This window comes from Pseudokineococcus lusitanus (assembly GCF_003751265.1).
GTDB lineage: Bacteria > Actinomycetota > Actinomycetes > Actinomycetales > Quadrisphaeraceae > Pseudokineococcus > Pseudokineococcus lusitanus.
Genome location: NZ_RJKN01000014.1, coordinates 1 through 24,873 on the forward strand (window position 1 = coordinate 1; position 24,873 = coordinate 24,873).

Below are 24,873 nucleotides of genomic sequence, written 5' to 3' on the forward strand. Positions count from 1 at the left end.
GAGGACGGCCGGTTCAAGGGCCGCGCCGAGCTCGAGGCGATCTACACCGGCGAGAAGGGCCTTCAGCCCGGCGACGACGTCATCGCCTACTGCCGCATCGGGGAGCGCTCCTCCCACACCTGGTTCGTCCTCACCCACCTGCTCGGCTTCGACAAGGTCCGCAACTACGACGGCTCCTGGACCGAGTGGGGCAACGCCGTCCGCGTGCCCATCACCACCGGCACCGAGCCCGGCGAGGCGCCCCGGCGATGACCTGCCGCTGACCCGAGGGCCGGGCCGCCCGCCCCGGACGACGTCCGCGAGGATGGCGCCGTGAGCGCCGCGACCGGGCCCGAGGACGTCGACGTGGCCCTCGTGGGGGTCGGGGGCGCGGGCCTCGTCGCCCTCCACCACCTGGCGCTGGCCCTGCGGACGGCCCCGCGCGGGAGCGCCGCCCTGAGGGTCGCGCTCGTCGACGACGTCGACCGGCTCACGCCCGGGCCGGACGGCGCCCGCCCGCGGGACCGGACGTGGTGCTTCTGGGAGGACGCGCCCGCCGTCGCCCCGGCGGTCGTCCGCAGCTGGGGCGCCGTCGACGTCCTCGCGCCCGGTCCCGGGGCGGCCACCCGGCTGACGGTCGACGTCGCGCCGCTGCGCTACCGGATGCTCCGCGGCGAGGACCTCTACGCCCTCGTCGACGCGGACGTCGCGGACGCCGTCCGGGCGGGCCGCCTGGCCGTGGTGCGCCGTCCCGCCGCCACGGCGGTCGAGGACGGCGCGCCCGGTCCCGGCGGCCGCGCGCTCGTCCGGACGCCCGGTGGCGACGTCGTGGCGCGCTGGGTCCTCGACAGCCGTCCGGCGCCGCCGCTGCGGCCCCCGGCCACCGCGCTGCTGCAGCACTTCCGCGGCGAGCTCGTCCGCACCGACCCGGCGGCGCCCCCCGCCTTCGACCCGGACCTGCCCGTCCTCATGGACCTGCGCACGCCGCAGCCCGCCGTCGGCCTGTCCTTCGGGTACTGCCTGCCGCTCGGGCCCCGCGAGGCGCTCGTCGAGTACACGGAGTTCTCGCCGGCCGTCCTCGACGACGCCGGGTACGTCGCGGGCCTCGACGCCTACCGCCGTCTGCTCGGGCTGCGGCCGCGGGGCGGCGCGTCCGCGGGACCGGCGGGGGTCGACGTCGTCGCCGTCGACCACGTCGAGCAGGGCGTCATCCCCATGGCCGACGACGTCCGCACCGCGCGGGCGGGCCACCGCGTCCGCCGGCTCGGGACGGCGGGCGGGGCGACGCGCGCGTCGACGGGCTACACGTTCTCGGCGCTGCAGCGCCAGGGCGCCGCCGTCGCCGCCGCGCTCGTCGCCGGCGACGACCCGCTCCCGCCGCCGGCCTACCCGCGGCGGCACCGCTGGATGGACTCCCTCGTCCTGCGCGGGTGGGCCTCGGGCGCCCTCGAGGGGCCCTCCTTCTTCCCCCGGCTCTTCGCCCGGAACCCCGCCGACCGCGTCCTCCGCTTCCTCGACGGCGCCACCTCGCCCGCCGAGGAGCTGGCCCTCATGGCGACGGCGCCGCGGGGCACGATGACCGCCCTCGCCGGCCGGGACGCGGCCGGCCGCGTGCGCCGCCGCGTCGCCGGCTGAGCGGCCGACCCATCCACCGCCGTCCGGGTGACGAAGGGGACAGTCAGAACTTCTCGGGCCCCCGAGGGGCCGGGGTGACGCTCTGTCCGCTAGCGTCGCTCTCGGTCAAGAAGGTGACCCCGAGTACCCGCCCTCGTCGCCCGTGGAGACCCCGTGCCCGTGCTCGAGCTCGGCCCCGATCCCGCGGAGGTCCCCGCCGCCCGGCACTGGGTGCTGCGCCGGTGCGAGGAGGACGGCGTCGAGGAGGACGTCCGCGACGTCGTCGAGCTCCTCACGAGCGAGCTCGTGGCCAACGCGTACCAGCACGGCCGTCCGCCGGTGCGCATCCGCGTCTCCCGCGTCGAGGTGCCGGCCGACTCCGCGACGGGCCGCGTCGTGCGCCTCGAGCTCGAGGTGACGGACATGGGCCCGGGCGCCCCGGTCGTGCGCGAGATGGGTGTGGACGCCCTCGGCGGCCGCGGGATGGCCCTCGTCGACATGCTGGCCGCGGCCTGGGGCGTGCGCCCCGCCGCCTCGCCCGGGACGGGCAAGACCGTCTGGTGCCGCCTGGCCGCCTGACCCCCGACTCCCGGTCAGAGCGACGGGGCGGCAGGTCGGCGTCGCCGACCTGCCGCCCCGTCGTCGTCCGGAGGGCGTGGCCCGTCAGCGCCGGAGCGCCGCCGTGAGCCGGTCCGCGCGCCGCGGCACGCGGCCGTCGGGGGTGCGGATGACGAGGGCGCCCGGCTCGACGTGGAGACGAATCTCGCGCACCTTGCCGATGACGTCCCCGTCCATCTGCGCCTGCTGGGGCTCCTCGCAGGTGATGACGATCCGGCGGCCCTGCCGCTCGAACGGTTCCTCGCGGTCGTCGCGGCGGCGCAGGACGAGCCGGACGCCGACCTTCACCCAGTCGGCGAGGCCCCGCGGGGACAGGGTGAGGACGTCGAGGTTGCCGTCGTCCACCTCGGCGTCGGGGATGAGGATGAGGCCGCCGATGAGGGTGCCGCAGTTGCCGACGACGGCCATGCGGACCCGCGCCTCCACGGGCTCGTCGTCGTCGACCTGGATGGTGAGCGGGATGCTGCGCCCGCGGAGGCGCCGCGCGCCGGAGACGACGTAGGCGAGCGGGCCCACGCGGTCCTTGATGGCCGCGGGGGCGCCGGCCATCATCTCGGCGTCGAAGCCGACGCCCGCCATGACGAGGAAGGTGTCCTCCTCGCCGCCGTCGAGGCTCACCCGGCCGACGTCGACGCGCTTGTCCTTGCCGGTGAGGGCCTCGCGGGTGGCGCGCGCCAGGTCGTTCAGCTCGAGCTTCAGCTGGCGGGCGAAGAGGTTGCCCGTGCCGCCGGGCAGCAGGCCCAGCGGGATGCTCGTGCCGGCGAGGCCGGCGGCCACGGAGCGCACGGTCCCGTCGCCGCCGAGGACGAGGACGACCTCCGGGTCGAGGGACGCCGCGCGGCGGGCCTGCCCGGCGCCGGGGTCCTCCTCCGAGGTCTCGAGCCAGACCGGCGCCTGCAGGTCGAGCTCGGCGAACACCCGCTCGACGGTGCGGCGGGCCGCGGAGCCCTCGGGGTACTTCACCGGCTGGACGACGACGACGGCCTGCGGCTCGAGGGGCGCCAGCTGCCCCGGCACGTGGCGGTAGTCCTCGTCGACCCGGCGCACGCCGGCGGTCGCGTCGGCGCGCAGCGCGGGGATGGCCTTCCGGCCGCGGGGGCCGGAGGCGACGGAGACCACGACGACGACGACGAGCAGGGCGACGGCGAGCAGGCCGAACTGGAGGCTGTCCAGGGGCAGCCGGCCCGTGGTGGCCGCGACGTCGCTGACTCCGGAGATCATGCGGCAGACGGTAGTGGGGACGCGCCCGCACGGCAGGTGGGGCCGGGCCGGACGGGGCGCGCGGGCCGCCGGGCCGCGGCCGGGGCGCCGGTAGCCTCGCCGCGTGATCGACCTGCGCGCCCTCCGTGCCGACCCCGACGCCGTCCGCGCCAGCCAGCGGCTGCGGGGCGAGGACGAGGGCGTGGTCGACGCCGTCGTCGCCGCGGACGACCGCCGCCGCTCCGCCCTGTCGGGCTTCGAGCGGGCCCGTGCGGAGCAGAAGGCGCACGGCAAGCAGGTCGCGCAGGCCCGCGGCGAGGAGAAGCAGGCGCTCGTCGCCGCTGCCAAGGACCTCTCCGGCCGGGTCAAGGAGCTGCAGGCGGAGGCGGCCGAAGCGGAGGCGGAGGTCGAGCGGCTCCTGCGCTCGGTGGCCAACCTCGTCGGCGACGGCGTCCCGCCGGGCGGCGAGGACGACAGCGTCGTCCTCGAGACGGTCGGCGCCCCGCGCGACTTCGCGGCCGAGGGCTTCGCCCCGCGCGACCACCTCGAGCTCGGCGAGCTGCTCGGCGGCATCGACATGGCGCGCGGCGCCAAGGTGTCGGGCGCCCGCTTCCCCTTCCTCGTCGGCGCCGGCGCGCGCCTCGAGCTGGGCCTCATGCAGTACGCGATGAGCCGCGCCGTGGCGTGGGGCTTCGTCCCCGTCGTCCCGCCGACCCTCGTCACGCCGGAGGTCATGGGCGGCACCGGCTTCCTCGGCGCGCACGCCGACGAGGTCTACCGGCTGGCCGACGACGACCTCTACCTCGTCGGCACCTCCGAGGTGCCGCTGGCCGGCTTCCACGCCGACGAGATCCTCGACCTCTCCGACGGCCCGCTCCGCTACGCCGGCTGGTCCACCTGCTACCGCCGCGAGGCGGGCAGCCACGGCAAGGACACCCGCGGCATCATCCGCGTCCACCAGTTCACCAAGGTGGAGATGTTCAGCTACGTCACCGCCGCCGACGCCGACGCCGAGCACCTGCGCCTGCTGGCGTGGGAGCGCGAGGTGCTCGACGCGATGGGGCTGCCGTACCAGGTCCTCCACATCGCGGCGGGCGACCTCGGCACGAGCGCGGCCCGCAAGTACGACTGCGAGGCGTGGGTGCCGACCCAGGGCCGCTACCGCGAGCTCACGTCGACGTCGTCCTGCACGACCTTCCAGGCCCGCCGCCTCGGCATCCGCGAGCGCACGGCCGACGGCTCGACGACGCCGGTCGCCACCCTCAACGGCACGCTGGCGACGACGCGCTGGCTCGTCGCGCTGCTGGAGAACCACCAGCAGGCCGACGGGTCCGTCGTCGTGCCGGAGGCGCTGCGGCCCTTCGTCGGGCTCGACGTGCTGGAGCCGGTGCGGCGCCGCTGACCGGCCGCGCCCGCCGGGGGCCCGGCGTCCCCGGGTGCGGCCCCGGCGGGCGCCCCGCAGGGTGAGGGCAGCTCCCACGGCTGCAGACCGCGCGGCCGGGGCCCGACGTGAGGACCCCTCATGTACCTGCACGCGCAGAAGCTCATCCACGAGATCGCCGACGACGAGCCGGACCCCGCGGCGGCCAACGCCCTCCAGGAGGGCCTCGGCGGCCAGTTCGGCGAGATGCGCACGATGATGCAGTACCTGTTCCAGTCGATGAACTTCCGCGGCAAGGCCGCCAAGCCCTACAAGGACCTCCTCCAGGGCATCGGCACCGAGGAGATCAGCCACGTCGAGCTCATCGGGACGACCATCGCCCGTCTCACCGACGGCTCGCCGCGCTACCAGGGCAAGAGCACGGACCCGATCGACAGCCCGGGCGCGGGCGGGGCGACACCGCTCGCGAGCGCGCTGACCGAGGGCAACATCCACCACTACCTCGTGGGCGCCCAGGGCGCGCTGCCCGTCGACGCGGCCGGCAACCCGTGGAGCGGCAGCTACGTCTACAACTCGGGCAACCTCGTGCTCGACCTGCTCTACAACCTCATGCTCGAGTCGACCGGCCGCCTGCAGAAGTGCCGGATCTACGAGATGTCGGCCAACAAGGCGCTGCGCTCGACGGTCTCGTACCTCATCGTCCGCGACCAGGCGCACGAGAACGGCTACGCGAAGGCGCTGGAGACCCTCGGGGTGGACTGGAAGAAGGTCCTGCCGATCCCCAAGACGAACGCCGAGCAGTTCCCCGAGGTCAAGAAGATGGTCGACCTCGGCTGGCAGAGCAAGCAGTACACGTTCGACCTCACGGGGGCGTCCGAGGCGGCGAAGATCTACCGCGGCGCCTCGCCGTCCAACGACGGCACGCAGCTGGACGCGACCGAGCAGGCGCCCGAGGGCGCGCCGCTCACCATCGCCGACGAGCGGCCCGAGGAGTTCGCGCCGGGGCTCGACCCCGAGCTGCTCGCGCTCATCCAGGCGACGGCCGACCTCGAGATGGCCGAGCCGGAGATGACGTACGGGCCGCTCTGACCCGCACGCCCCCGCACGCCCCGCGCGAGCGGGCGACCGCCGTCCGTCCCGCCCGGGACGGGCGGCGGTCGTCGTGCCAGGCGGTCGTCCGCGTCAGGCGGTGGCGACCGTCGGCGCCTGCTCGACGGCCGGCGCCGTGGCCTGCGCCGGCACGACGGGCACGGCGGCGCCCGTGACGACGGGCTCCGCCGTCGGGCGCGCGTAGAGGTAGCCCTGCGCGTAGCCGCACCCGAGCGCCGTGAGCACCTGGGCCTGGCCCGGCTGCTCCACGCCCTCGGCGACGACGACGAGGTCGAGCGAGGCGGCGAGCTCGACGACCGAGGAGACGAGCGTCATGGCGGTGCCGCCGCCCTCGAGGTCCTCCACGAAGCTGCGGTCGACCTTGATGATGTCGGCGGGCAGCGAGCGCAGGTAGGCCAGGCTGGAGTAGCCGGTGCCGAAGTCGTCGATGGCGATGCGGACGCCGAGGTCCCGCAGCGCCTGCAGGCGGGCGACGGTCGCGTCGACGTCGGCGACGAGCGAGCTCTCGGTCACCTCGAGGACGAGGCGGCGCGGCTCCAGGCCGGTCCGGTCGAGGACGCCCTCGACGGTCGCGACGAAGGCCGGGTCCTCGAGCTGGCGCGGGGAGACGTTGACGGACATGCCGAGCGGCCGGCCGGCCTCGGCCGCCAGGGCGACCGCGCGGGCGGCGGCCTCCTCGAGCACCCAGGCGCCGAGCGGCACGACGGCGCCCGACTCCTCCGCCAGCGGCACGAACTCCAGCGGCGGCACGAGGCCGTGCTCGGGGTGCTGCCAGCGGACGAGCGCCTCGAAGCCGGACACCTCGCCGGTGGTGAGGTCGACGAGGGCCTGGAAGTGGACGCGGAACGAGGCGCCGAGGTCGGCGCCCGGGCGGACGGCGTCGGCGAGGTCGACGGCGAGGCCGGCCGCGCGGCGCGCCCGGTCGGCGAGGCCGCGGGTGAAGACGGCGACCTGGGCGCCGCCGGCGCTCTTGGCCGTGTACATCGCCATGTCGGCCTCCTGGAGCACCTCCTCGACGTCGGCCCGGTGCTCGCACGGGGCGCCGTCGACGGCGGGCGTGCAGCCGGCGACGCCGATGCTCGCGCGCACGACCAGCGCGCGGCCGTCGACGACGACCGGCTCGCGGAGGGCCTCGAGCACGCGGCGGGCGACGATCTCGCCGGCGTCCGTGCCGGCCGGCACCGCGACGGCGAACTCGTCGCCGCCGAGGCGCACGACGACGTCGCCGGGGCGCACCGAGGAGCGCAGGCGGTCGGCCACGGCCCGGAGGAGACCGTCGCCGGCGGCGTGCCCGTAGGTGTCGTTGACGCCCTTGAAGCCGTCGAGGTCGAGGTAGAGCACGGAGACGGGCGTCTCGCGCTGGACGTGCCGGGCCACGAGCTCGTGGAGGAGGACGCGGTTGCCGAGGCCGGTGAGGGCGTCGCGCAGGCCCTGCTGCTCGTGGAGCCGCCACGAGGCGAGGTAGGTGCCGGACAGGGCGAGCACCGCGGTGGCGTGGACCGCCGCCCACACGACCGGGTGGGCGTGCGCCTCGGGGTCGCTGAAGACCATGGCGGGGGACAGGAGCACGCCCGCCCCGACGTGGTGGGCGAGCACGAGGACGATGGCGGCGCCGAAGGGGGCCCAGTCCTGGTAGAGCGCCGCGAGCCCGACCATGACGAAGAAGTGGAAGTGGGCCTCGGTCAGGCCGCCGGTGAGGTGCACGAGCACCATCGAGGCGACCATGAGGCTCGTCGTCGCCGCGACGGCGCGGACGGGCCGGGAGAAGCGGTAGCCGGCCAGGGCCAGCGGCAGCAGGACGGCGCCCGCGACGACGACGGCGACCACGGCCGCGCCCGCCCCGGGCGCGGCGAGGTGCCCGTGGACGACGGCGACCGGGGCCCCCGTCGTGCCGGCGGCGCCGCGCACCGCGGCCGAGACCCCGCTCGCGACCCCGAGCAGCAGCGCCTGGACGACCGCGACGCGGACGACGAGGCGGTGCCGGCTCTCCCACACCCGGTCCGGGAGCATCCGGCCGTGCGGCAGGTGGCTGAGCAGCCGTCGGGCGGCGGCGCGGGGGGACGGCATGACCGTCCCGTCGGCAGCGGGCGCCGTCGCCCCGGACGGCGTCGGGCGACGTCACCCGTCCGCCGCGCGCGCCGCCCCGATGTCACCCGGACGGGTCAGGATGGGGCGCACGGGCACCGGTGCCCGTGCCGGGTGCGAGGAGGTCCGCGTGGAGGACGCGTCGGCGGTCGTCGCCGCCGTCATCACGGCCGCCGCGGCCGTCGTGGCCGTCGTCGTCGCCCAGCTGCTCACCGCCCGGCGGGAGCGGCGCGCGCGGGCCCACGAGCGCGAGCGCGCGGCGCTGCTCGACCTGCAGGACGCGGCCCTGCTCGTGCGCTCGGCGCTGCGGGCCACGGGCACGGCCATCGCGACGGCGGCGCCGGCGGGTCCCGCGTCGACGCACGTCGTCGTCGTCACGCCGCCGGACCTCGAGGCGGCGCAGTCCGACGCGGACGGCCGCCTGGACGTCCGGCTGGCGCGGGTGGGGTCGGGGGACGTCGTCGTGGCCACCCGGCACTGGCAGCGGTGCGCCCGCTTCGCCTTCCTCGGCGACGAGGACGTGACGACGCGGGACGAGCTCGAGGCGTGGGCCGCGCTGCAGGAGGCCGTGGCCGTGGTGCTGCGGGCGGGGCGGCCGCCGACGCCCTGAGCGGGCGGGCGGGGCGTCAGGCGGCGGCGGCCTGCCGGACGACGAGCCGGTCGGCGGCACCGAGCCGCCCGGCGGCGTCTCGCAGGTCGGCGACGAAGGCCGCGGGCGCGGCGTCGACGCGGAGCTCGGCCGCCCCGCCGCCGAGGACCCGGGCGACGACCCGGGCGGCGAAGGACGGGCTGCCCGTGACGAGGTGGCGGCAGTCGAGGACGACGACGGCGCCGGCGAGGTCGCCGTCGAGGCGGTCCACGAGCGCGTCGGCCAGGGCGCGACCGGCCACCATGCTCGGCAGCTCGATGATCACGGCGCCTCCCCGCGGGTCCGGTCCGGCCGTGGGCCGCGGCCGGCGTGGGTGCCCACCGTACGCCCGGGGGCCCGCCCCGGCGGGGCGGCGGGGCCGGGACCACCCGTCCCGGCGTCCGGCCGTGCCGCCCCGCGCACGCCCACGACCCCCTCGACGAGGGTCCCGGCGAAGGGGGTCCGCAGGGCGCTGTCCGCCCGCACGTGCCGCCCGGCGCCCGTGACGCGCACGGCGGCCGAGCCGGACGCGAGGTACAGCGAGCCGCGCAGCCGGGTGACCTCGCGGACGACGCCGACGAGGCCCGCCCCGCGGGTGGGGTCGGGCAGGCGCGAGGTGCCGTCGAGCGCGAGGTGCAGCGCGTGCCGGTGCCCGCGGGCCCCGCGGTCGGCCAGGGTGCAGCGCAGGCCGAGCCCGCCGTCGGCCACGGCGAAGCGGACGAGCCCGGCGGACGGCAGCACCTGCGCGGCGACGTAGCCCGTGGCGCCGGCGTGGTCCGCGACGTTCTGCGCCACCTCGGCCACGCCGGTGTGCAGCGCGGCGGCCGCCTCCGGGTCGGTCGTCGCCGTCCGGCCGTGGACGAGGACGGCCAGCGCGACGGCGTCGTCCTCGCCGACGACGCGGCGCACCTCGAGGAGGTCGAGCGTCCGGTCCCGCTCGGGCACGTCGTCGGGCAGGTCGTGGGGGACGCCGAGGTCGTCGAGCACCCGGCCGAGGTGCATGCGGGCGGCGTAGCGCCGCTGGTCGGGGCGGACGGGCCCCACGACCCGGAGCGGGCTGCCGGCGGCGGCGTGCCGGGCGGCGACGGCGGCCGCCCCCGCGAGGTGCGCCGGGTCGACCCACCGGCAGCCGGAGAGGTCGAGCACGTGCTGCGCGCCCTCGCGCCGGCAGGCGAGGTGGCCGACGGCCGGCGGCCGCAGCGGGGACCTCGTGCTCACCGACCACCCCCTCCGCCGCGGCGGCGCCCCCGTGGCGCGACCGCCGTCACGCTAGGCGGGGGGACCGACACCGCGCGTGACGGGACCGGGCCACCGCGACCGGCCACCGCGACCGGCCACCGCGACCGCCCCACCGCGACGGGACCCGCCCCGGCTGCGAGGGTCGAGCGGTGACGCAGGAGGACGGCCACGGGCCGCAGGCGGTCCGGGCACGGGCGGAGGCACGGGCACGGCGGGAGGCCCGCCGGGCGCGGGCGGCGGCGAGGAACCCCCGACGGGTGGCGCGGCTCGCCGTCATCGGACGGTGGCCGCGGGTGGAGATGGCGCTCAAGGCGGCGCTGTCGGCCGCGATCGCCTGGCAGATCGCCTCGGTGCTGCCCCTCGACGCGGCCGAGACGTACCCCTACTACGCCCCGCTCGGCGCCGTCGTCGCGACGTACCCGAGCATCCAGGGCTCGGTGGCCGAGTCCCTGCGCAGCGTGCTCGGGATCATCGCCGGCGCCGTCCTCGCGCTGACGGCGGACGCCCTCGTGCCCGCGGGGGCCGTGCTCGTGCCCGTCGTCGTCGGCGTGGGCGTCCTCGTGGCCGGGCTCCGGGTCTTCGGCGACCAGCGCAGCTGGGTGCCGATGGCCGCCCTCTTCGTCCTCGTCATCGGCGCGCAGGACCCGATCACCTACGTCACCGCCTACAGCGCGCTGACGCTCATGGGCGCGGCGGTCGCCGTCGTCGTGGCGATGCTCCTGCCCACCGTGCCGCTGGCCCAGTCCACCCGCGCCATCGCCCGGCTGGCGACGACGCTCGCGGACCAGCTCCGCGACCTCGCCGACGGCGTCGAGGCCGACGAGCCGCCGCCGGTCGCGCAGTGGCGCGAGCGGGCGCGCTCCCTCGAGCCGGTGCTCGCGACGGTGCGCGCCAGCAGCACGGACGTCCGCCGCTCGCTGCGCGCGAACGCCCGCGCGTCGCGCGAGCGCGGCGTCGTCGACCGGCAGCGCGGCGAGGCCCTCGTGCTCGACGCCGTCGCGACCCGGACGAGCGACCTCACCGACCTCCTCCTCGACACGGGCGTCGTCGGCGGGGAGCACGTGGCCGTCGTCGAGCCCCTGCGCGCGCCCACGGCCGAGGCCCTTCGGGCGTGCGCGACCGCCGTCCGCCCGCTCGCGCAGGTCGACCGGCCGAGGGGGGAGGACGTCGACGAGGTGCGGGCGGCGGTCCGCCGGCTGTCCGACGCCGTGGCCGCGGCGGAGGTGCCGACGGCGCTCCAGCGCGAGGGCGCCGGTGCGGTCGTCACGGCGCTGCGCCGGCTCCTCGGCGCCCTCGTCGGGGCGCTGGAGGACGCCGAGCGGCGCGAGGACGACGCCGAGGCGCTGCGCGCCCTCGCCTGAGCCCGCGTCGCGGCCCGGGAGCGGGGCGTCAGCCCGCCGTGGGCAGCGGGCCGCGCGCGGGCACGGTGTCGGGGAGACCGAAGAGGGCGGGCAGCCGCGGGTCGAGGAAGTTGGTGATCTCGGCGACCCGGTCGCCGTCGGCGCGCAGGACGTGCAGCGCCCAGAAGCGCAGGACGCCCGGCTCCCCGGACGGCTTGTACTGGACGAGCGCGGGGCTGCCGTTGGCGCGCACGGGCACGAGCCGGGAGCCGCGGCAGGCGGCGCCGGGGCCGACGTGCCACGCGACGACGTCGTCGGACCCCCGCAGCCAGAGGGCGTACGGCGGCATCGACTGGACGACGTCGGCGTGCAGCAGCTGCGCGAGGGCCTCCATGTCGTAGGCCTCGAAGGCCGCGACGTAGCGCTGGAGGAGGAGGGCGTGCTCGGCCGAGAGGGCGTCGAGGGCGCCGCCCGGCCGGGGGCCGCGCTCGGCCAGCGTGGCGCGGGCCCGCTGGAGGGCGCTGTTGACGGACGCCGTCGTGCTGCCGAGGAGGTCGGCCACCTCGTCGGCGCTCCACCGCAGCACCTCGCGCAGCACGAGGACGGCCCGCTGCCGCGGGGGGAGGTGCTGCAGCACCGCGACGAAGGCGAGGCGGACCGACTCGCGGGCGACGGCGACGTCGGCCGGGTCGCCGTCGGGCAGGACGCGGGCGTCCGCGACGGGGGTGAGCCAGACGGCGTCCTCGAGCGGGCGCCCGAGGGAGGACGCGACCGGCTCGGACGGGCCGGCGGAGACGTCGACCGGGAGGGCGCGCCGCCTGGCGCCGGCCATCTCGTCGAAGCAGACGTTGGAGGCGATGCGGTACAGCCAGGTCCGCAGGCTCGAGCGGCCGTCGAAGCGCCCCAGCGCCTTCCACGCGCGGAGCATCGTCGCCTGGACGGCGTCCTCGGCGTCGGCCGCCGACCCCAGCAGCCGGTAGCAGTAGCCGGTCAGCTCGCGCCGGAAGTGCTCGAGGTCCTCGGGGCCGTACGTCCGCGGGACGTCCGTCGTCGCCTGCGCCATGGTCGCGACCGTAGCCAGGTGCCCCGGGCGACGGAAGGTCCTCGCCGGGCCGGCACCGGGACGGCCCGGGACCGCCCGGCGGTCAGCCGCCGAAGAAGGACGGGTCGGTGTGGATGACCTCCCACTGGTGGCCGTCCGGGTCGGCGAAGGAGCGGCCGTGCATGCCCGGCATCTCCATCGCGTAGTCGAAGGGCGTCCCGCCCGCCGCGGCGGCGCGGTCGGCCATCGCGTCGACGGCCCCGGGGCTCTCGGCGGAGACGGCGGTGATGACCTCTGTGGCCGCGGCCGCGTCGGCGACGGGCTTCGTCGTGAAGCGCAAGAAGAAGGGGTGGGTGAGGAGCATCAGCCAGATGCCCTCGTCGACGACCATCCCGACGGCGTGCTCGTCGCGCATGTGCTCCTCGACGCGGAAGCCCACGGCCTCGTAGAAGGCGACGGACCGCTCGAGGTCGCTCACGGGCAGGTTGACGAAGATCTGGGTGGCCACGGGGTCCTCCGACGTCGGCGGCGGGGCCGGGCGCCCCGCACCCCCGGTGGACCGGCGCCGCCGGGGATGCTCATCGGTCGGCCGCTGGGCCGTCCGGGTGACCTCCGGATTTCCCGGTGTCGACCACGTTCCGTGGTTAGCATCACTGTGAGTACCTCAGCGACACGGTTGGCAGGAGTCCCGATGTACGAGGTCATGCCCGCACCACCCCTCGCCCGGTCCAGGCCGCAGCCCGCGGGCGACCTGCCGGCGTCCACGCCGCTGCCCGCAGCGCCCGACGAGGCCTTCGACCGGCTCGCCCGGCTCGCCCAGGCGCAGCTCCACGTGCCCATGGCGCTGGTCACGTTCGTCAGCGTGGAGGAGCAGGTGGCCCCCGGCGGGGTCGGCATCCGCCCCGAGGTGCAGGAGAGCCGCCGCTTCGACCTCCGGGAGTCCTTCTGCCAGACCGTCGTGCGCTCCGGCATGCCGATGGCCTGGGAGGACGTGCGGAAGGTCCTCGAGCTCGCCGAGGTCGTCGAGGCGGCCGACGGCGTCGTCGCCTACGCCGGGTCCCCCGTCCGGGGCGCGGACGGCCGGGTCGCGGGCGCGGTGTGCGCCGTCGACAAGGTCGCCCGCTCGTGGACCGACGAGGAGCTCATGCTCCTCGACGACCTCGCCGCCGCGGCGTCGTCCGAGCTGTCGCTGCGCCAGGTCCTCGAGGAGCGGCGGCAGGTCACGCGCTCCCTGCAGGACGCGATGGTCGCGCCCGTCGTCTCCCCGCGCGGTCTCGAGGTGCGCGTCCTCTCGACGCCGCTGGCCGACTCCGACCCCGTGGGCGGCGACTGGTGCGACGTCGTCGTGCCGGACCGCCGCGGCCTGCCCGTCGGGCCCGAGGGGTCGGTCGTGCCCGCGGTCCTCGTCCTCGGCGACGTCATGGGCCACGACGCCCGCGCGGCCGGCGCGATGGGCCAGCTGCGCGCCATGGTCCGGACGACCGCCTGGTCCTTCCCCCACGACGGGCCGGCGGCCGTGCTCGACCGCGTGGACCGGGCGATGGCGGGTCTCGGCCTGCAGACGATGGCCACGTGCGTCGTCGCCCGCGTCGAGCGGTCGGCCACCGGACGCCGTCGCCTGCGCTGGAGCAGCGCCGGCCACCTGCCGCCGCTGCTGCTGCACCCCGGCGGCACCGCCGAGCTGCTCCTGCGCCCGGGCGGGGTGCCGCTCGGCGTCATGCCGTCCGTCGAGCGGCACGAGCACGTCGTCGACCTGCCCGAGGGGGCGGGCGTGCTGCTCTACTCCGACGGACTCGTCGAGCGGCGGGACCGCTCGATCAGCGACTCGCTGCACGACCTCGAGCGCTCGGCCACCGAGCGCTCGGGGCAGCCCCTCTCCGACCTGCTCGACGGGCTCGTCCACGACCTCGCGGGCGACGGCGACGACGACGGCCGCGTCCCCGACGACGTCGCCGCCCTGGTGGTGCGCGTCACCGCCTGACGACGCGCCCGGCCGCAGGACACGTCGGGCGGGACGGGGCACGCCGGGCGGGGCGGTCGCCCCGACCGGGTGCCCCGCCCGCGCGCCGCCCGCTCCCGGCCGCCGCGCGTGCCAGGGTCCGCGCGTGAGCCAGCGCGTCCTCGGACCCCTCGTCGTCGTGGTCGCGGCGCTCCTGGCCCTCCTCGCGGTCGTCTCGACGGCGCCCGCCGTCCTCGGGCTGTCGACGGTCCCGGTGCTGGCGCACGCCGTCGCGCTGCGCGGCCTCAGCGCGGTGGCGCTCGTCGTGCTCGCCCTCCTCGCCGCCGGCGCGGCCGCGCTCCTCGGCCGTCGCGGCGCCCGGGCGTCCGACGGCGGCGTCCCCGGCGGCGGCCGCCTGCCCGCCTGGGGGGCCCCCGCCGTCCTCGCCGTCGTCGCGACCGGCTGCGCCGCCGTGCACCTCGGCGTGCTCGTCGGCCGGGGCGTCGACCCGGGCGGGCCCGCCCCCGCGCCCGGCGGCGCGACGGGGGAGGGGCTCGTCGTCATGACGCTCAACGCGCAGGTGGACGGGGTGACGGGCGAGGAGGTGGCCGACGCCGTCGTCACGACGCGGGCGGACGTCGTCGCCATGCCGGAGACCTCGGCCGCGCTGGCGCAGGACGTCGTCGACGCCGTCGCCGCGCGGACCGGCCAGGTCTACGAGGCCTTCACGACGCAGGCCGACGACCGGGCCATCGCGGCGACGAGCCTCCTCGTCGCCCCGCGCCTCGGCGCGCACGAGACGGTGCCCGGGCCGGCGCTCGAGCTCGGCGCCGTCGTCGTCGGGCCCGTCGAGGGCGACGGGCCGGTGCTCGCGGCGGTCCACCCGCCGCCGCCCATCCCGCCGCCCTTCGGCCCCTTCCCGATGGACCGGTGGGCCGAGCAGGCCGCCGTGGCGGCCGACGTGTGCCGGACGACGCCGGGCGCCGTCGTGGCGGGCGACTACAACGCCACGCTCGACCACGCACCGCTGCGCGACCTCGCCCCGTGCGTCAGCGCCGCCGAGGAGGCGGGCGCCGGCGGGGTCGGCACGTGGCCCACCTCGCTGCCGCCGCTGCTGGGCGGCGTCATCGACCACGTCCTCGTCGACGCCCGCGTCTGGGACCCGGTGGCGGCGTCCGTGCTCACGGTCGGCGCGACCGACCACCGGGCGGTCGTCGTCCACCTCGTCCCGCGCTGACGGCCCCCGGGGGCGGTCGGCGTCCCGGCGGCGCGGTCAGCCGAGGGCGGCCGCCGCCGCGTCCCGCGCGGCTGCGGGGTCGGCGGCGTCGAGGGCCGCCGCCGCCGCCGCCCGGCACTGCTCGAGCGTGACGGTCGCCAGGCGCGCCCCGACGGCGGGGACGGCCGCGGAGGCCGCGGAGAGCGACGTGACGCCGAGGCCGACGAGGACGCACGCGAGCAGCGGGTCGGCCGCCGCCTCGCCGCAGACGCCGACGGGCTTGCCGGCGCGCTGCCCCGCGAGGCCCGTCGTCGCGACGAGCGCGAGGACGGCGGGCTGCCACGGGTCGTTGAGGTCGGCGAGGTCGGCCGAGAGCCGGTCCGCCGCCAGCGTGTACTGGGTGAGGTCGTTGGTCCCGATCGACAGGAAGTCGACGTGGGCGAGCATCCGGGCGGCGAGCAGGGCCGCGGCGGGCACCTCGACCATGACGCCCGGCACGAGCCCCCGGGCGCGGACGGCGGCGGCGAAGTCCCGGGCCTCGGCCTCGGTGGCGACCATCGGCGCCATGACCCAGGGCCGCAGGCCGGTCCGGTCGGCCGCGAGGGCGACGGCGTCGAGCTGGCGCTCGAGCAGACCGGCGTCGCGGCGGACCACGCGGAGGCCGCGGACGCCCAGCGCCGGGTTCTCCTCCTCGGCGGGCGTCGCGTAGGCGATGGGCTTGTCGGAGCCGGCGTCGAGGGTGCGCAGCACGACCTTGACGTCGGTGCCGTCGCCCGGGCCGCCGGCGGCGCGGGCTCGCTCGGCGAAGGGCGCGAGGACCTCGACGTAGACGCCGGCCTGGGCCTCGACGTCGGGCTCGACGGCCGTGCCGAGGAAGCAGAGCTCGGTGCGGAAGAGGCCGACGCCCTCGGCGGGCCCGGCGGCGGCCGTGGCCGCGGCGCCGCCGTCCGCGACGTTGGCGAGGACGGCGACGGGCGTCCCGTCGGCGAGGCGGCCGGGGCCGGCCCACGTGGCGGCGGCGGCCCGCTCGGCACGGTCGGCCTCGACCCGCGCGGCGGCGGCGGCCTCGTCGGGCCGCCGCTCGAGCACCCCGGTCCCGCCGTCGACGAGGACGGTCTCGCCCACCTCGAGCGTCTCGGCGCCGGCCGTGGCGACGACGCAGGGCATGCCGAGCTGGCGGGCGATGATCGCGGTGTGGCCGGTGGGGCCGCCCCCGCGGGTGACGAGCGCCACGACGCGCGCCGGGTCGAGGCCCGCCGTGTCCGCGGGGGCCAGGTCCTCGGCGACGAGCACGGACGGGACGTCCGGCCGCGGGACGCCGGGCTCGGGCTGGCCGGTGAGGACGGCGACGACGCGGTCGCGCACGTCGTGGAGGTCGGTGACCCGCTCGGCCATGAGCCCGCCCATGGCGGCGAGGAGGTCGGCGAAGCGCTCGGAGGCGGCGACGACGGCGACGTCGGCCGTGGCGCCGGCGCGGGTGCGCTTGCGGACCTCGGAGAGCAGGCCGCGGTCGGCGGCCAGCTGCGCCGTGGCCCCGAGCACGGCGGCGGCGTCCCCCGTGGCCGCGGCGGCGCGGGCCGAGAGCCGCTCCGCGACCGTGGCCGCCGCGGCGCGGGCGCGCTCGAGCTCGGCGTCGCGCTCGTCCTCCGGGACGACGCCCGCCCCGCCGTCCGCGGGGACCTGCGGCAGCCGGACCCGAAGGGCGGGGCGGACCACGGGGCCCACGGCGAGGCCGGGGACGACGGGGGTTCCCCGCAGGGCGGCGCCGGCGTCGGGGCCGGCGGGGGCGGTGCTCGTGCTCGTGGCGCTCATGGGGGCTCCCGTCGGCGTCGACGGAGCGGGCCTCGCGCCCGCGCCGCTGGGGGTGCCGCACCCGGGGCCGGGGCCGCGGTGGCCGACGCTACGCCCGCCGGTCCGGCTCCGCCCCCGCTCCGGCCGTCCTCCGGCCGGCGCTGGTGCGCGGGCAGACCGTAGGGAGCGACCTCTTGACATGTCAACCGATCCGGGCGTAGAACCAACCACCGCAACATCTGAGCGGGCACAAGCCCACGCAGAGCCACACCACGACGGGGCGCTGACGCCCCGCCGTCGACTCACGAGGGAGTGAGCCGTGTACGCACCCGAGCGCCAGGCGGCCATCGCGACCCGTGTGGGTCGCGAGGCCCGTGTCTCCGTCGCCGAGCTGGCGGCCGAGCACGGCGTCACCACCGAGACCGTGCGTCGTGACCTCGCCGCCCTCGAGCGCGCGGGCGCCGTCCGCCGTGTCCACGGCGGTGCCGTCTCGGCGGCCTCGCTCGCCCTCCCCGAGACCCGGGTCGAGGAGCGCGACCACGTCGCCGGCGCCGCGAAGGACCGCATCGCCGCCGCGGCGCTCGGCCAGCTCGCGCCCGGCACCGCCAGCCTCGCGCTCGACGCCGGGACGACGACGGGCCGCCTCGCCGCCCTGCTCGCCACCACCCCCGGCGCGCTCGCCCCGGCGGGCCACGGCGCCGCCCTCGTCGTCGTCACCCACGCGGTGCCCCTCGCGGCGCGTCTCGTCGGGGTGCCCGGCGTGGAGCTGCAGCTCGTGGGCGGCCGCGTGCGCACCGCGACCCAGGCGGCCGTCGGCGTCGAGGCCGTGCGCGCCCTCGGCGACCTTCGGGTCGACGTCGCCGTGCTCGGCACCAACGCGCTCTCCCCGGACGGGCTGACGACGCCCGACCCGGAGGAGGCGGCGGTCAAGCGCGCGCTCGTCGCGTGCGCCCGCCGCGTCGTCGTGCTCGCGGACGCCGGCAAGGCCGGCCGCGAGGACCTGCACCGCTTCGCCCGCCTCGAGGAGGTCGACGTGCTCGTGACCGACACCCACCCCGCCGACGCGCGCACCGCCTCCGGGCGCGCGCTCGCCGCCGCGCTCGCCGCGGCCGACGTCGACGTCGTCGTGGCCCCGGCCGCGGCCCGGGCCGTCGCGTGAGCGCCCCCGACGTGGTGACGCTCACCGCCAACCCCAGCCTCGACCGCACCGTGGGCCTCGGGGCGCCGCTGCGCCGCGGCGCGGTGCAGCGCGTGACGTCGTCGGTCGTCGAGCCGGGCGGCAAGGGCGTCAACGTCGCCCGGGTCGTCGCGGCCGCCGGCCGGCGCGTGCTCGCCGTGCTGCCGGCGGACGAGGGCGACCCCTTCCTCGCGGCGCTCGCCGCCGTCGGCCTGCCCGCGCGGCCCGTGCCCGCCGGGGGCCCGGTGCGGACGAACACGGCCGTCACCGAGCCCGACGGCACGACGACGAAGATCAACGAGGCCGGGCCCGCGCTCTCCGCGGACGGCGCCCGGGCGCTCACGGGCGCCGTCGTCGCCGCGGCCCGGCCCGACGCCGGGGGCCCCGGTGCCACGTGGGCCGTCCTGTCCGGCTCGCTGCCGCCGGGCGCCCCGGCCGACCTCTACGCCGCGCTCGTCGCGCCGCTGCGCGCCGCCGGCTGCGCCGTCGCCGTCGACACGTCGGGGCCGGCGCTCGCCGCGCTGCTCGGGCCCGACGCCGACCCGGCCGCCGCGCCGGACGTCGTCAAGCCCAACGGCGAGGAGCTCGGCGAGCTGACGGGGGAGGACGGCGACGCGCTCGAGGCCGACCCCGCCGCCGCCGCGCGCGCCGCCCGCGCCCTCGTGGACCGCGGCGTCGGCGCCGTGCTCGTGACGCTCGGCGCCCGCGGCGCCGTCCTCGTCACCGCCGAGGGCGCCTGGTCGGCGCTCCCGCCGCCCGTCACGCCCCGCAGCACCGTCGGCGCCGGGGACTCGGCGCTCGCCGGCTACGTGCTCGCCGACCTCGCCGGCCTGCCGCCGGCCGAGCGGCTGCGCGCCGCCGTCGCCGCCGGCTCGGCCGCGGCGGCGCTCCCCGGGTCCGCCCTCCCCGGGCCGGACCAGGTGCACCCCGAGCTCGTCGAGGTGCGCCCGCTCGAGGTCGCGCCCGCGTCCTGACCCCCGCACCGCACCGCCCAGCACCGCCGCACCCCCTGCACCGCAGCCCCCTGCACCGCCCGACCGAGGACCCGCGGGTCGTCGACGACCGAGAGGCAGCCATGAGCCAGAGCACCACGGAGACCGGCGCCACGAGCGCGGGCGGCGAGGACCTCCTCGTCCCCCGCCTCGTCGCGCTCGACGCCGACCTCGGCGCGACGAGCGAGGACGTCGTCCGCCGCTTGTCCGCGCTCGTCGGCGACGCCGGCCGCACCGCCGGACCGGGCGGGGCCGACGGCCTCGCCGAGGCCGCGCTCGCCCGCGAGGCGAGCTCGCCGACCGGCCTGCCGGACGGCATCGCCATCCCGCACGCCCGCACCGCGTCGGTGTCGCAGGCCTCGCTGGCCTTCGCCCGGCTGTCCCGCCCCGTCGACTTCGGCGCGCCGGACGGGCCCGCCGACCTCGTCTTCCTCATCGCGGCGCCCGAGGGCGCGGGCAGCGCGCACCTCAAGCTGCTGAGCAAGCTGGCCCGGGCGCTCGTCAAGCCGGCCTTCCGCTCCTCGCTGCGCGACGCGCGCACGGCCGAGGACGTCGTCGCCCTCGTCGACGGCGTGCTCGCGCCCGCCCCGACGACGCCGTCCGCCACGACGGCGGCGGGTGCCGCCGCGGGCGCCGCCGCCCCCGCCGGCGTCTCGGGCGCCGTGGCCGCCGACGCCGCCGCGACGGTCGACCAGCAGAAGCCGGCCGCGACGGCCACCGGCGCCCGCCGGATCGTCGCCGTGACGGCGTGCCCCACGGGCATCGCCCACACCTACATGGCCGCCGACTCCCTCGTGGCCGCCGGCGAGCGCGCCGGGGTCGAGGTCGTCGTCGAGACGCAGGGCTCCAGCGGCTCGACGCCGCTGCCCGCCGACGTCATCGCCGGCGCGTCCGCCGTCATCTTCGCCGTCGACGTCGGCGTCAAGGAGCGCGGCCGCTTCGCCGGCAAGCCCCTCGTCCAGTCGGGCGTCAAGCGCGCCATCAACGAGCCCGACGTCATGGTCGCCGAGGCGCTGCGGGCGGTCGACGACCCCTCCGCCCAGCGCGTGCCGGGCGACGGCGGCGCCGGCGCCGGTGCCGCGGCGGTGGCCGGTGGTGCGAAGCCGGGCTTCGGCGCCGAGCTGCGGCGCTGGCTGCTGACGGGCGTCAGCTACATGATCCCGTTCGTCGCGGCGGGCGGTCTGCTGCTCGCGCTGGGCTTCCTCTTCGGCGGCTACCAGATCGTCTCCGCAGCCCCGGGCGACCCGGACGGCACGGCGCTCAACACGCTGATCCTCGCCCAGAACTCGCTGACGAACCTGCCCGACGGCGGGCTGGCGCAGTACATCGGTGCGGTCCTGTCGTCGCTCGGGCAGCTGGCCTTCGGCCTGCTCGTCCCCGCGCTGGCCGGCTACATCGCCTACGCGATGGCCGACCGCCCCGGCATCGCGCCGGGCTTCGTCGCCGGCCTCGTGGCCGGGGCGACGGGCGCGGGCTTCATCGGCGGCCTCGTCGGCGGTCTGCTCGCCGGCGCCGTGGCGCTCGCCATCAGCAAGATCTCCGTGCCGCAGTGGGGCCGCGGGCTCATGCCGGTCGTCATCATCCCGCTGTTCGCCACGCTCATCACGGGCTTCCTCATGTTCGCGCTGCTGGCGCGCCCGCTCGCCGCGGTGACGACGGGCCTCGCGAGCTTCCTCAACGGGCTGTCCGGCGGCTCCGCGGTCCTGCTCGGGATCATCCTCGGCCTGATGATGGCCTTCGACATGGGCGGTCCCCTCAACAAGACCGCCTACGCCTTCGCCGCCGCCGGGCTCGGCGCGGCGACCGCCACGGACACCGCCCCGCTGACGATCATGGCCGCCGTCATGGCCGCCGGCATGGTCCCGCCGCTGGCCCTCGCCCTCGCGACGGTCGTCCGCAAGCGTCTCTTCACGGCCCCCGAGCGGGAGAACGGCAAGGCGGCGTGGCTCCTGGGCGCGGCCTTCATCACCGAGGGCGCCATCCCGTTCGCCGCGGCCGACCCGCTGCGGGTCATCCCCTCGATCATGCTCGGGTCGGCCACGACCGGGGCCATCGTCATGGCGACGGGGGTGCAGCTGCGCGCCCCGCACGGCGGCATCTTCGTGTTCTTCGCGATCGACGGCGTCCTCGCCTTCGTCCTGGCGATCCTCGCCGGCATGGTCGTCAGCGCGGCGGCCGTCATCGTCGCCAAGAGCCTGGGCCGGTCGAAGCGCGACCTCGTCGCCGCCTGAGCCACGGGCGCCCCGCGCCCCTGCTCAGCCGCTCCGCAGGCGGCGTCCAGGGTCCTCCACGACGATGGGCCCCGGACGCCGCACCACCCTCCCGAGACCCGCGGGAGGCCGACCGCAGCACAGACCCCAACGAGGAGGCCCCGTGCCCACCCGCATCGTGCCCGTCGGCTCGTCCGTCGGGCTGCACGCCCGCCCGGCCGCCGTCATCGCCGCCAAGGCGGCCGAGCTCGGCAGCGACATCACGCTGTGGGTCGAGGGCGAGGAGGAGCCGGTCGACGCCGGCTCGGCGCTCATGATCATGACGCTCGGTGCCGAGCAGGGGACCGACGTCACCGTGGAGGGCGAGGACGCCGCCCACGTCGACGCGATCGCCGAGCTCGTCGCCCAGGACCTCGACGCCTGAGCCACCCGCACCCCCCGCCGCAGGCGCCGACCCACCCGGGTCGGCGCTTGCGGTGCGTCCGGGGGACATCGGTGTGTGCCTCGCCACACCGGCGGCGACGCCTCTTCCCGAAGGGGCCCGCCGTCGACTACACATCTCCCCGTCGGACCCCCCTCGCCGACGATGTCGGGGAGGGTCCGGTGACGACCTGCACGACGACGAAGGCCCCCGCCCAGCAGGGCGGGGGCCTTCGTCGTCGTCGGTCCGGGGCGTCGCGCCCGGGGCTCAGCGGCCGAGCGTGCGCCAGATGCCCGGGACGACGGCGGCGGCGACGAAGGCCTTGACCGCCCCGCCGAGGAGGAACGGCGTGAAGCCGGCGGCGACGGCCGCGGCGGCGTCCATCCCCGTCGTCAGCGCGAGCCACGGGACGCCTACCGCGAAGACGACGAGCTGACCGGCGACGAAGAGCGGCAGCGCCTTGAGGAAGTGGCGGTCGGCGCCGAGGCGGGCCGCACGGCCGATGAGGTAGGCGGCGGGCAGGAAGCCGAGGACGTAGCCACCGGTCGCGCCGACGACGACCTCGTAGCCGCCGCTGGCCTCGGAGTAGAAGGGCAGGCCCACGAGAGCCGCCGCGATGTACAGCCCCATGACCGTCACCGAGCGGGCGGGCCCGAGCGTCGTCGCGACGAGGACGAGGCCGAGCGTCTGGCCGGTGATCGGCACGGGGGAGCCCGGGACCGGCACCACGACCTGGGCGAGCAGCGCCATGACGGCGACGCCGGCGGCGACGAGGGCGACCTCGCGCACGCGGGACGCGGGCAGGAGGTCGGCGAGCACCTCGCCCGGGCGGGGCAGCGGGGCGGTGGAGGACGCGGACGCGGACGACACGGCGGGGCTCCTGCGGGGTCGGCCCGGCGGGCGGCCGGGCGGTGGTGCGGACGGCGGTGATCCTGGCACGCGTCCGCGGCGTCCCGTCCGCGCCGACCGGGATCGGTCGGCGCCCGCGCGGGGCGGCGTCCGGGGTCGGGCGGTGGCGTCAGCCGACCCGGTCGAGGCGGAAGAAGGCCGTCGTGCCGGAAACCTCGTTGCCGACGACGAGCAGGGGCACGCCGGGCAGCGGGCTGTCCTCGGCGGTGACGAAGGCGAGGCCCTCGGGGCCGAGGTCGCCCGCCGCCTCCCAGCCCGTGGGCGGGACGCCGTCGTCGTCGACCGCCGTGTCGACCGACAGGTCACGGGTGTTGACGTACTGGACCCCGCGGACGTCGCGCGGGTCGGTGACGTCGAGGACGACGACCCCGCCGACGCGCTCGAGCCCGACGAAGGCGTACGTGCGCCCGTCGACCCGGCCGACCGTCACGCCCTCGGGCTCGGGGCCCTTGTTGTCGCTGCGGTCGTCGGCGCCCGGCTCCTCGTGGTCCGCGTTGAAGCCCTCGGGGAGCACCTCGGCCACGAGCTGCTCGAGGCCGTCGCCGGAGTCCCAGACCGTGCGGCCGTCGGCGTCGACGACGCTGATCGAGCGCCCGCCGTAGGAGTGCAGGTCCTGCACGCAGACGCCGCCCGCGCCGTCGTCGACGAGGCCGTCCTGCCAGCTGACCGTGAGGCGGCCGAGGTCGGCGTCGCCGAGGAGGCCGGCGGCGGGGGAGGTCTCGCAGAGCGGGGGCAGGCCGTCCTCCCCGAGGTCCTTCGCCCGGGCCTCGTCGACGAAGCCGCCGGTCTCGCGCCACGTGTCCTCGTCGCCCCAGGCGCGCGAGTCGCCCTCGTCCGCGGTGACGACGTAGGTCCCGCCGTCGCTGCCGGTGTAGGCGCTGATCGCGTCGGGCATGCGCAGGCCCGTGACCGGCACCTCGCGGATCGCGATGCCGCCGTCGCGGTCCGAGGGGTCGATCCCGCGGCCGGGGGCGGAGTGGTCGACCCGCTCGAGGGGGAGGACGTCGGTGATGCGGCCGCGCACGACGTCGAGGCGGGCCAGCGCGTTCGCCTCCTGGAGCGACACCCACGCTGTCCGGCCGTCCTCGGCCACGGTGACGTACTCGGGCTCGAGGTTCCGCGCCAGGGAGAGGGACGCCGCGTCGGGGCCCGTGAGTCGCAGCCCGGCGGCGACGAGCGCCTCGCGCCGCCCCTCGAAGCGCTCGAAGCCGGCCGTGCGGGCGCGCACCCGCAGCCGCTCCAGGCCCCCGCCGCGCGCCTCGACGTCGACGACGCTCACCGAGCCGACGGGGTCGGCGGCGTAGCCGGGGCGGGCCGGGGCGTCCTCGTGGCCGGGGTCGCCGGGCGCGGCGGGCTCGCCCTCGTTCGCCACGAGCGCCGTCCGTCCGTCGGGCGTCCACGTGACCATGTCGGGCAGGGCGCCGACCCGCACGGACCGCAGCTCGCGCGGCTGCTCCGCACGGCCGTCGAGGAGGACGAGCCGGCCGCGGTCGGTCTTCACCGGCGCCTCGACGGCGACGGCGACGAGCCCGTCGGCGCGGACGTCGACGGAGTTGGGCACCTCGCCGTCGGCGAAGACGACCGTCGTCTCCAGCGCGGGGCGCGTGGGGTCGGTGGCGTCGAGGACGTCGAGGTGCCCGGCCTGCGCGTCGACGACGAACACCCGGTGCGTCGCGGGGTCGTGCGCCACGATCTCCGCCGCCGACGCCCCGAAGACCCCGCTGGAGTACCGGCCGACGAGCGAGAGGCGCACCGCGGCGTCGTCGGCGACGACGTCGACCGCCACGGGGCCCGGACCGTCCGCCGCCGTCGGCGCGGCGAGCGCCGGCGTGGCGGCGCCCAGCGGTGCCGCGACGGCGCAGCAGGCGAGGGCGGCCAGGGTCCGGCGGGTGCGCATGGGGCGACCTCACCGGGCGCGGGTGGACGGGGGGCGACGGCGGGGTGTCGGGCGGGTGGAGGGGTGGCGTCGGAGCGGCCGCGCC

The 24,873-nt window shown here is 77.9% G+C and carries 21 protein-coding genes and 1 pseudogene; 13 read left to right on the forward strand and 9 right to left on the reverse strand.

The features are described from left to right. The 3 genes and pseudogenes from EDC03_RS17125 to EDC03_RS17135 form a co-directional block, all read left to right on the forward strand. The coding region (locus tag EDC03_RS17125; protein WP_277872090.1) for a sulfurtransferase at positions 1-252 on the forward strand (252 nt) is incomplete at its 5' end. A 60-nt stretch (positions 253-312) separates the two neighbouring features. Next, positions 313-1,645: pseudogene (locus EDC03_RS17130) on the forward strand (lycopene cyclase family protein). A 122-nt stretch (positions 1,646-1,767) separates the two neighbouring features. Beyond that, the gene (locus tag EDC03_RS17135; protein WP_123381488.1) at positions 1,768-2,172 is read left to right on the forward strand and encodes an ATP-binding protein; all 405 of its coding nucleotides are present in this window, start codon (positions 1,768-1,770) and stop codon (positions 2,170-2,172) included. An 84-nt stretch (positions 2,173-2,256) separates the two neighbouring features. On the opposite strand, the gene EDC03_RS17140 is transcribed toward EDC03_RS17135, so the two are convergent. After that, positions 2,257-3,432: a diacylglycerol/lipid kinase family protein gene (locus EDC03_RS17140; RefSeq protein ID WP_123381489.1), complete on the reverse strand. Its 1,176-nt coding sequence runs from the start codon at positions 3,430-3,432 to the stop codon at positions 2,257-2,259. A 103-nt stretch (positions 3,433-3,535) separates the two neighbouring features. On the opposite strand from EDC03_RS17140, the gene serS reads away from it, so the two are divergent. Together serS and EDC03_RS17150 are read left to right on the forward strand one after the other, a co-directional pair. Further along, positions 3,536-4,813, forward strand: coding sequence for a serine--tRNA ligase (serS, locus tag EDC03_RS17145; RefSeq protein ID WP_123381490.1), 1,278 nt, complete (start codon positions 3,536-3,538; stop codon positions 4,811-4,813). A 120-nt stretch (positions 4,814-4,933) separates the two neighbouring features. Beyond that, positions 4,934-5,881, forward strand: coding sequence for a manganese catalase family protein (locus tag EDC03_RS17150; protein ID WP_123381491.1), 948 nt, complete (start codon positions 4,934-4,936; stop codon positions 5,879-5,881). Between the two features lie 93 nt (positions 5,882-5,974). Here EDC03_RS17150 and EDC03_RS17155 read toward each other — a convergent pair whose 3' ends face one another. Beyond that, on the reverse strand, positions 5,975-7,969 hold the full coding sequence (locus EDC03_RS17155) for a putative bifunctional diguanylate cyclase/phosphodiesterase (protein ID WP_123381492.1): 1,995 nt from the start codon (positions 7,967-7,969) through the stop codon (positions 5,975-5,977). A gap of 148 nt (positions 7,970-8,117) precedes the next feature. On the opposite strand from EDC03_RS17155, the gene EDC03_RS17160 reads away from it, so the two are divergent. Further along, complete coding sequence (locus EDC03_RS17160; protein WP_123381493.1) at positions 8,118-8,597, forward strand: hypothetical protein; 480 nt, start codon at positions 8,118-8,120, stop codon at positions 8,595-8,597. Between the two features lie 16 nt (positions 8,598-8,613). On the opposite strand, the gene EDC03_RS17165 is transcribed toward EDC03_RS17160, so the two are convergent. Further along, complete coding sequence (locus EDC03_RS17165) at positions 8,614-8,901, reverse strand: hypothetical protein (protein ID WP_123381494.1); 288 nt, start codon at positions 8,899-8,901, stop codon at positions 8,614-8,616. Beyond that, positions 8,898-9,833 (reverse strand): hypothetical protein, encoded by a 936-nt coding sequence (locus EDC03_RS17170; RefSeq protein ID WP_123381495.1) that lies wholly within the window; start codon positions 9,831-9,833, stop codon positions 8,898-8,900. The genes EDC03_RS17165 and EDC03_RS17170 overlap by 4 nt, the downstream gene beginning before the upstream one ends. Before the next feature lie 170 nt (positions 9,834-10,003). Here EDC03_RS17170 and EDC03_RS17175 point away from each other — a divergent pair, with 170 nt between their 5' ends. Next, positions 10,004-11,215, forward strand: a complete 1,212-nt coding sequence (locus EDC03_RS17175; protein ID WP_148058138.1) for an aromatic acid exporter family protein — start codon at positions 10,004-10,006, stop codon at positions 11,213-11,215. A 28-nt stretch (positions 11,216-11,243) separates the two neighbouring features. Here EDC03_RS17175 and EDC03_RS17180 read toward each other — a convergent pair whose 3' ends face one another. Further along, complete coding sequence (locus tag EDC03_RS17180; protein ID WP_123381497.1) at positions 11,244-12,257, reverse strand: sigma-70 family RNA polymerase sigma factor; 1,014 nt, start codon at positions 12,255-12,257, stop codon at positions 11,244-11,246. An 82-nt stretch (positions 12,258-12,339) separates the two neighbouring features. Beyond that, positions 12,340-12,744 (reverse strand): VOC family protein, encoded by a 405-nt coding sequence (locus EDC03_RS17185; RefSeq protein ID WP_123381498.1) that lies wholly within the window; start codon positions 12,742-12,744, stop codon positions 12,340-12,342. A 183-nt stretch (positions 12,745-12,927) separates the two neighbouring features. On the opposite strand from EDC03_RS17185, the gene EDC03_RS17190 reads away from it, so the two are divergent. Together EDC03_RS17190 and EDC03_RS17195 are read left to right on the forward strand one after the other, a co-directional pair. After that, the gene (locus tag EDC03_RS17190; protein WP_158674349.1) at positions 12,928-14,217 is read left to right on the forward strand and encodes a PP2C family protein-serine/threonine phosphatase; all 1,290 of its coding nucleotides are present in this window, start codon (positions 12,928-12,930) and stop codon (positions 14,215-14,217) included. A gap of 124 nt (positions 14,218-14,341) precedes the next feature. After that, positions 14,342-15,412: an endonuclease/exonuclease/phosphatase family protein gene (locus tag EDC03_RS17195; protein WP_123381500.1), complete on the forward strand. Its 1,071-nt coding sequence runs from the start codon at positions 14,342-14,344 to the stop codon at positions 15,410-15,412. Positions 15,413-15,448: 36 nt separating this feature from the next. Here the strand turns inward: EDC03_RS17195 and EDC03_RS17200 are convergent, their stop codons facing one another. Continuing rightward, positions 15,449-17,203 (reverse strand): putative PEP-binding protein, encoded by a 1,755-nt coding sequence (locus EDC03_RS17200; RefSeq protein ID WP_123381501.1) that lies wholly within the window; start codon positions 17,201-17,203, stop codon positions 15,449-15,451. Between the two features lie 298 nt (positions 17,204-17,501). Between EDC03_RS17200 and EDC03_RS17205 the strand changes: the two genes are divergently transcribed. The 4 genes from EDC03_RS17205 (at position 17,502) to EDC03_RS17220 (ending at position 21,985) form a co-directional block, all read left to right on the forward strand. Continuing rightward, entirely contained in the window at positions 17,502-18,341 is an 840-nt protein-coding gene (locus EDC03_RS17205) for a DeoR/GlpR family DNA-binding transcription regulator (protein WP_123381502.1), read from the forward strand. Further along, on the forward strand, positions 18,338-19,333 hold the full coding sequence (locus EDC03_RS17210) for a 1-phosphofructokinase family hexose kinase (protein ID WP_241967250.1): 996 nt from the start codon (positions 18,338-18,340) through the stop codon (positions 19,331-19,333). The genes EDC03_RS17205 and EDC03_RS17210 overlap by 4 nt, the downstream gene beginning before the upstream one ends. Positions 19,334-19,434: 101 nt before the next feature. Further along, on the forward strand, positions 19,435-21,582 hold the full coding sequence (locus EDC03_RS17215; protein ID WP_123381503.1) for a PTS fructose transporter subunit IIABC: 2,148 nt from the start codon (positions 19,435-19,437) through the stop codon (positions 21,580-21,582). Between the two features lie 142 nt (positions 21,583-21,724). Then, the gene (locus EDC03_RS17220) at positions 21,725-21,985 is read left to right on the forward strand and encodes an HPr family phosphocarrier protein (protein ID WP_123381504.1); all 261 of its coding nucleotides are present in this window, start codon (positions 21,725-21,727) and stop codon (positions 21,983-21,985) included. 264 nt (positions 21,986-22,249) lie between these two features. On the opposite strand, the gene EDC03_RS17225 is transcribed toward EDC03_RS17220, so the two are convergent. Continuing rightward, the gene (locus EDC03_RS17225) at positions 22,250-22,852 is read right to left on the reverse strand and encodes a biotin transporter BioY (RefSeq protein ID WP_199720384.1); all 603 of its coding nucleotides are present in this window, start codon (positions 22,850-22,852) and stop codon (positions 22,250-22,252) included. A 148-nt stretch (positions 22,853-23,000) separates the two neighbouring features. Beyond that, positions 23,001-24,788 (reverse strand): choice-of-anchor I family protein, encoded by a 1,788-nt coding sequence (locus tag EDC03_RS17230; protein WP_123381505.1) that lies wholly within the window; start codon positions 24,786-24,788, stop codon positions 23,001-23,003. Positions 24,789-24,873 lie beyond the last annotated feature (85 nt).

Bases quoted from the DNA above. Each gene is read 5' to 3' on its own strand.
- EDC03_RS17190 (WP_158674349.1), top strand. From the start codon at position 12,928: ATGTACGAGGTCATGCCCGCACCACCCCTCGCCCGGTCCAGGCCGCAG.
- EDC03_RS17200 (WP_123381501.1), bottom strand. From the start codon at position 17,203: ATGAGCGCCACGAGCACGAGCACCGCCCCCGCCGGCCCCGACGCCGGC.
- EDC03_RS17155 (WP_123381492.1), bottom strand. From the start codon at position 7,969: ATGCCGTCCCCCCGCGCCGCCGCCCGACGGCTGCTCAGCCACCTGCCG.
- EDC03_RS17215 (WP_123381503.1), top strand. From the start codon at position 19,435: ATGAGCCAGAGCACCACGGAGACCGGCGCCACGAGCGCGGGCGGCGAG.
- EDC03_RS17180 (WP_123381497.1), bottom strand. From the start codon at position 12,257: ATGGCGCAGGCGACGACGGACGTCCCGCGGACGTACGGCCCCGAGGAC.
- EDC03_RS17140 (WP_123381489.1), bottom strand. From the start codon at position 3,432: ATGATCTCCGGAGTCAGCGACGTCGCGGCCACCACGGGCCGGCTGCCC.
- EDC03_RS17150 (WP_123381491.1), top strand. From the start codon at position 4,934: ATGTACCTGCACGCGCAGAAGCTCATCCACGAGATCGCCGACGACGAG.
- EDC03_RS17230 (WP_123381505.1), bottom strand. From the start codon at position 24,788: ATGCGCACCCGCCGGACCCTGGCCGCCCTCGCCTGCTGCGCCGTCGCG.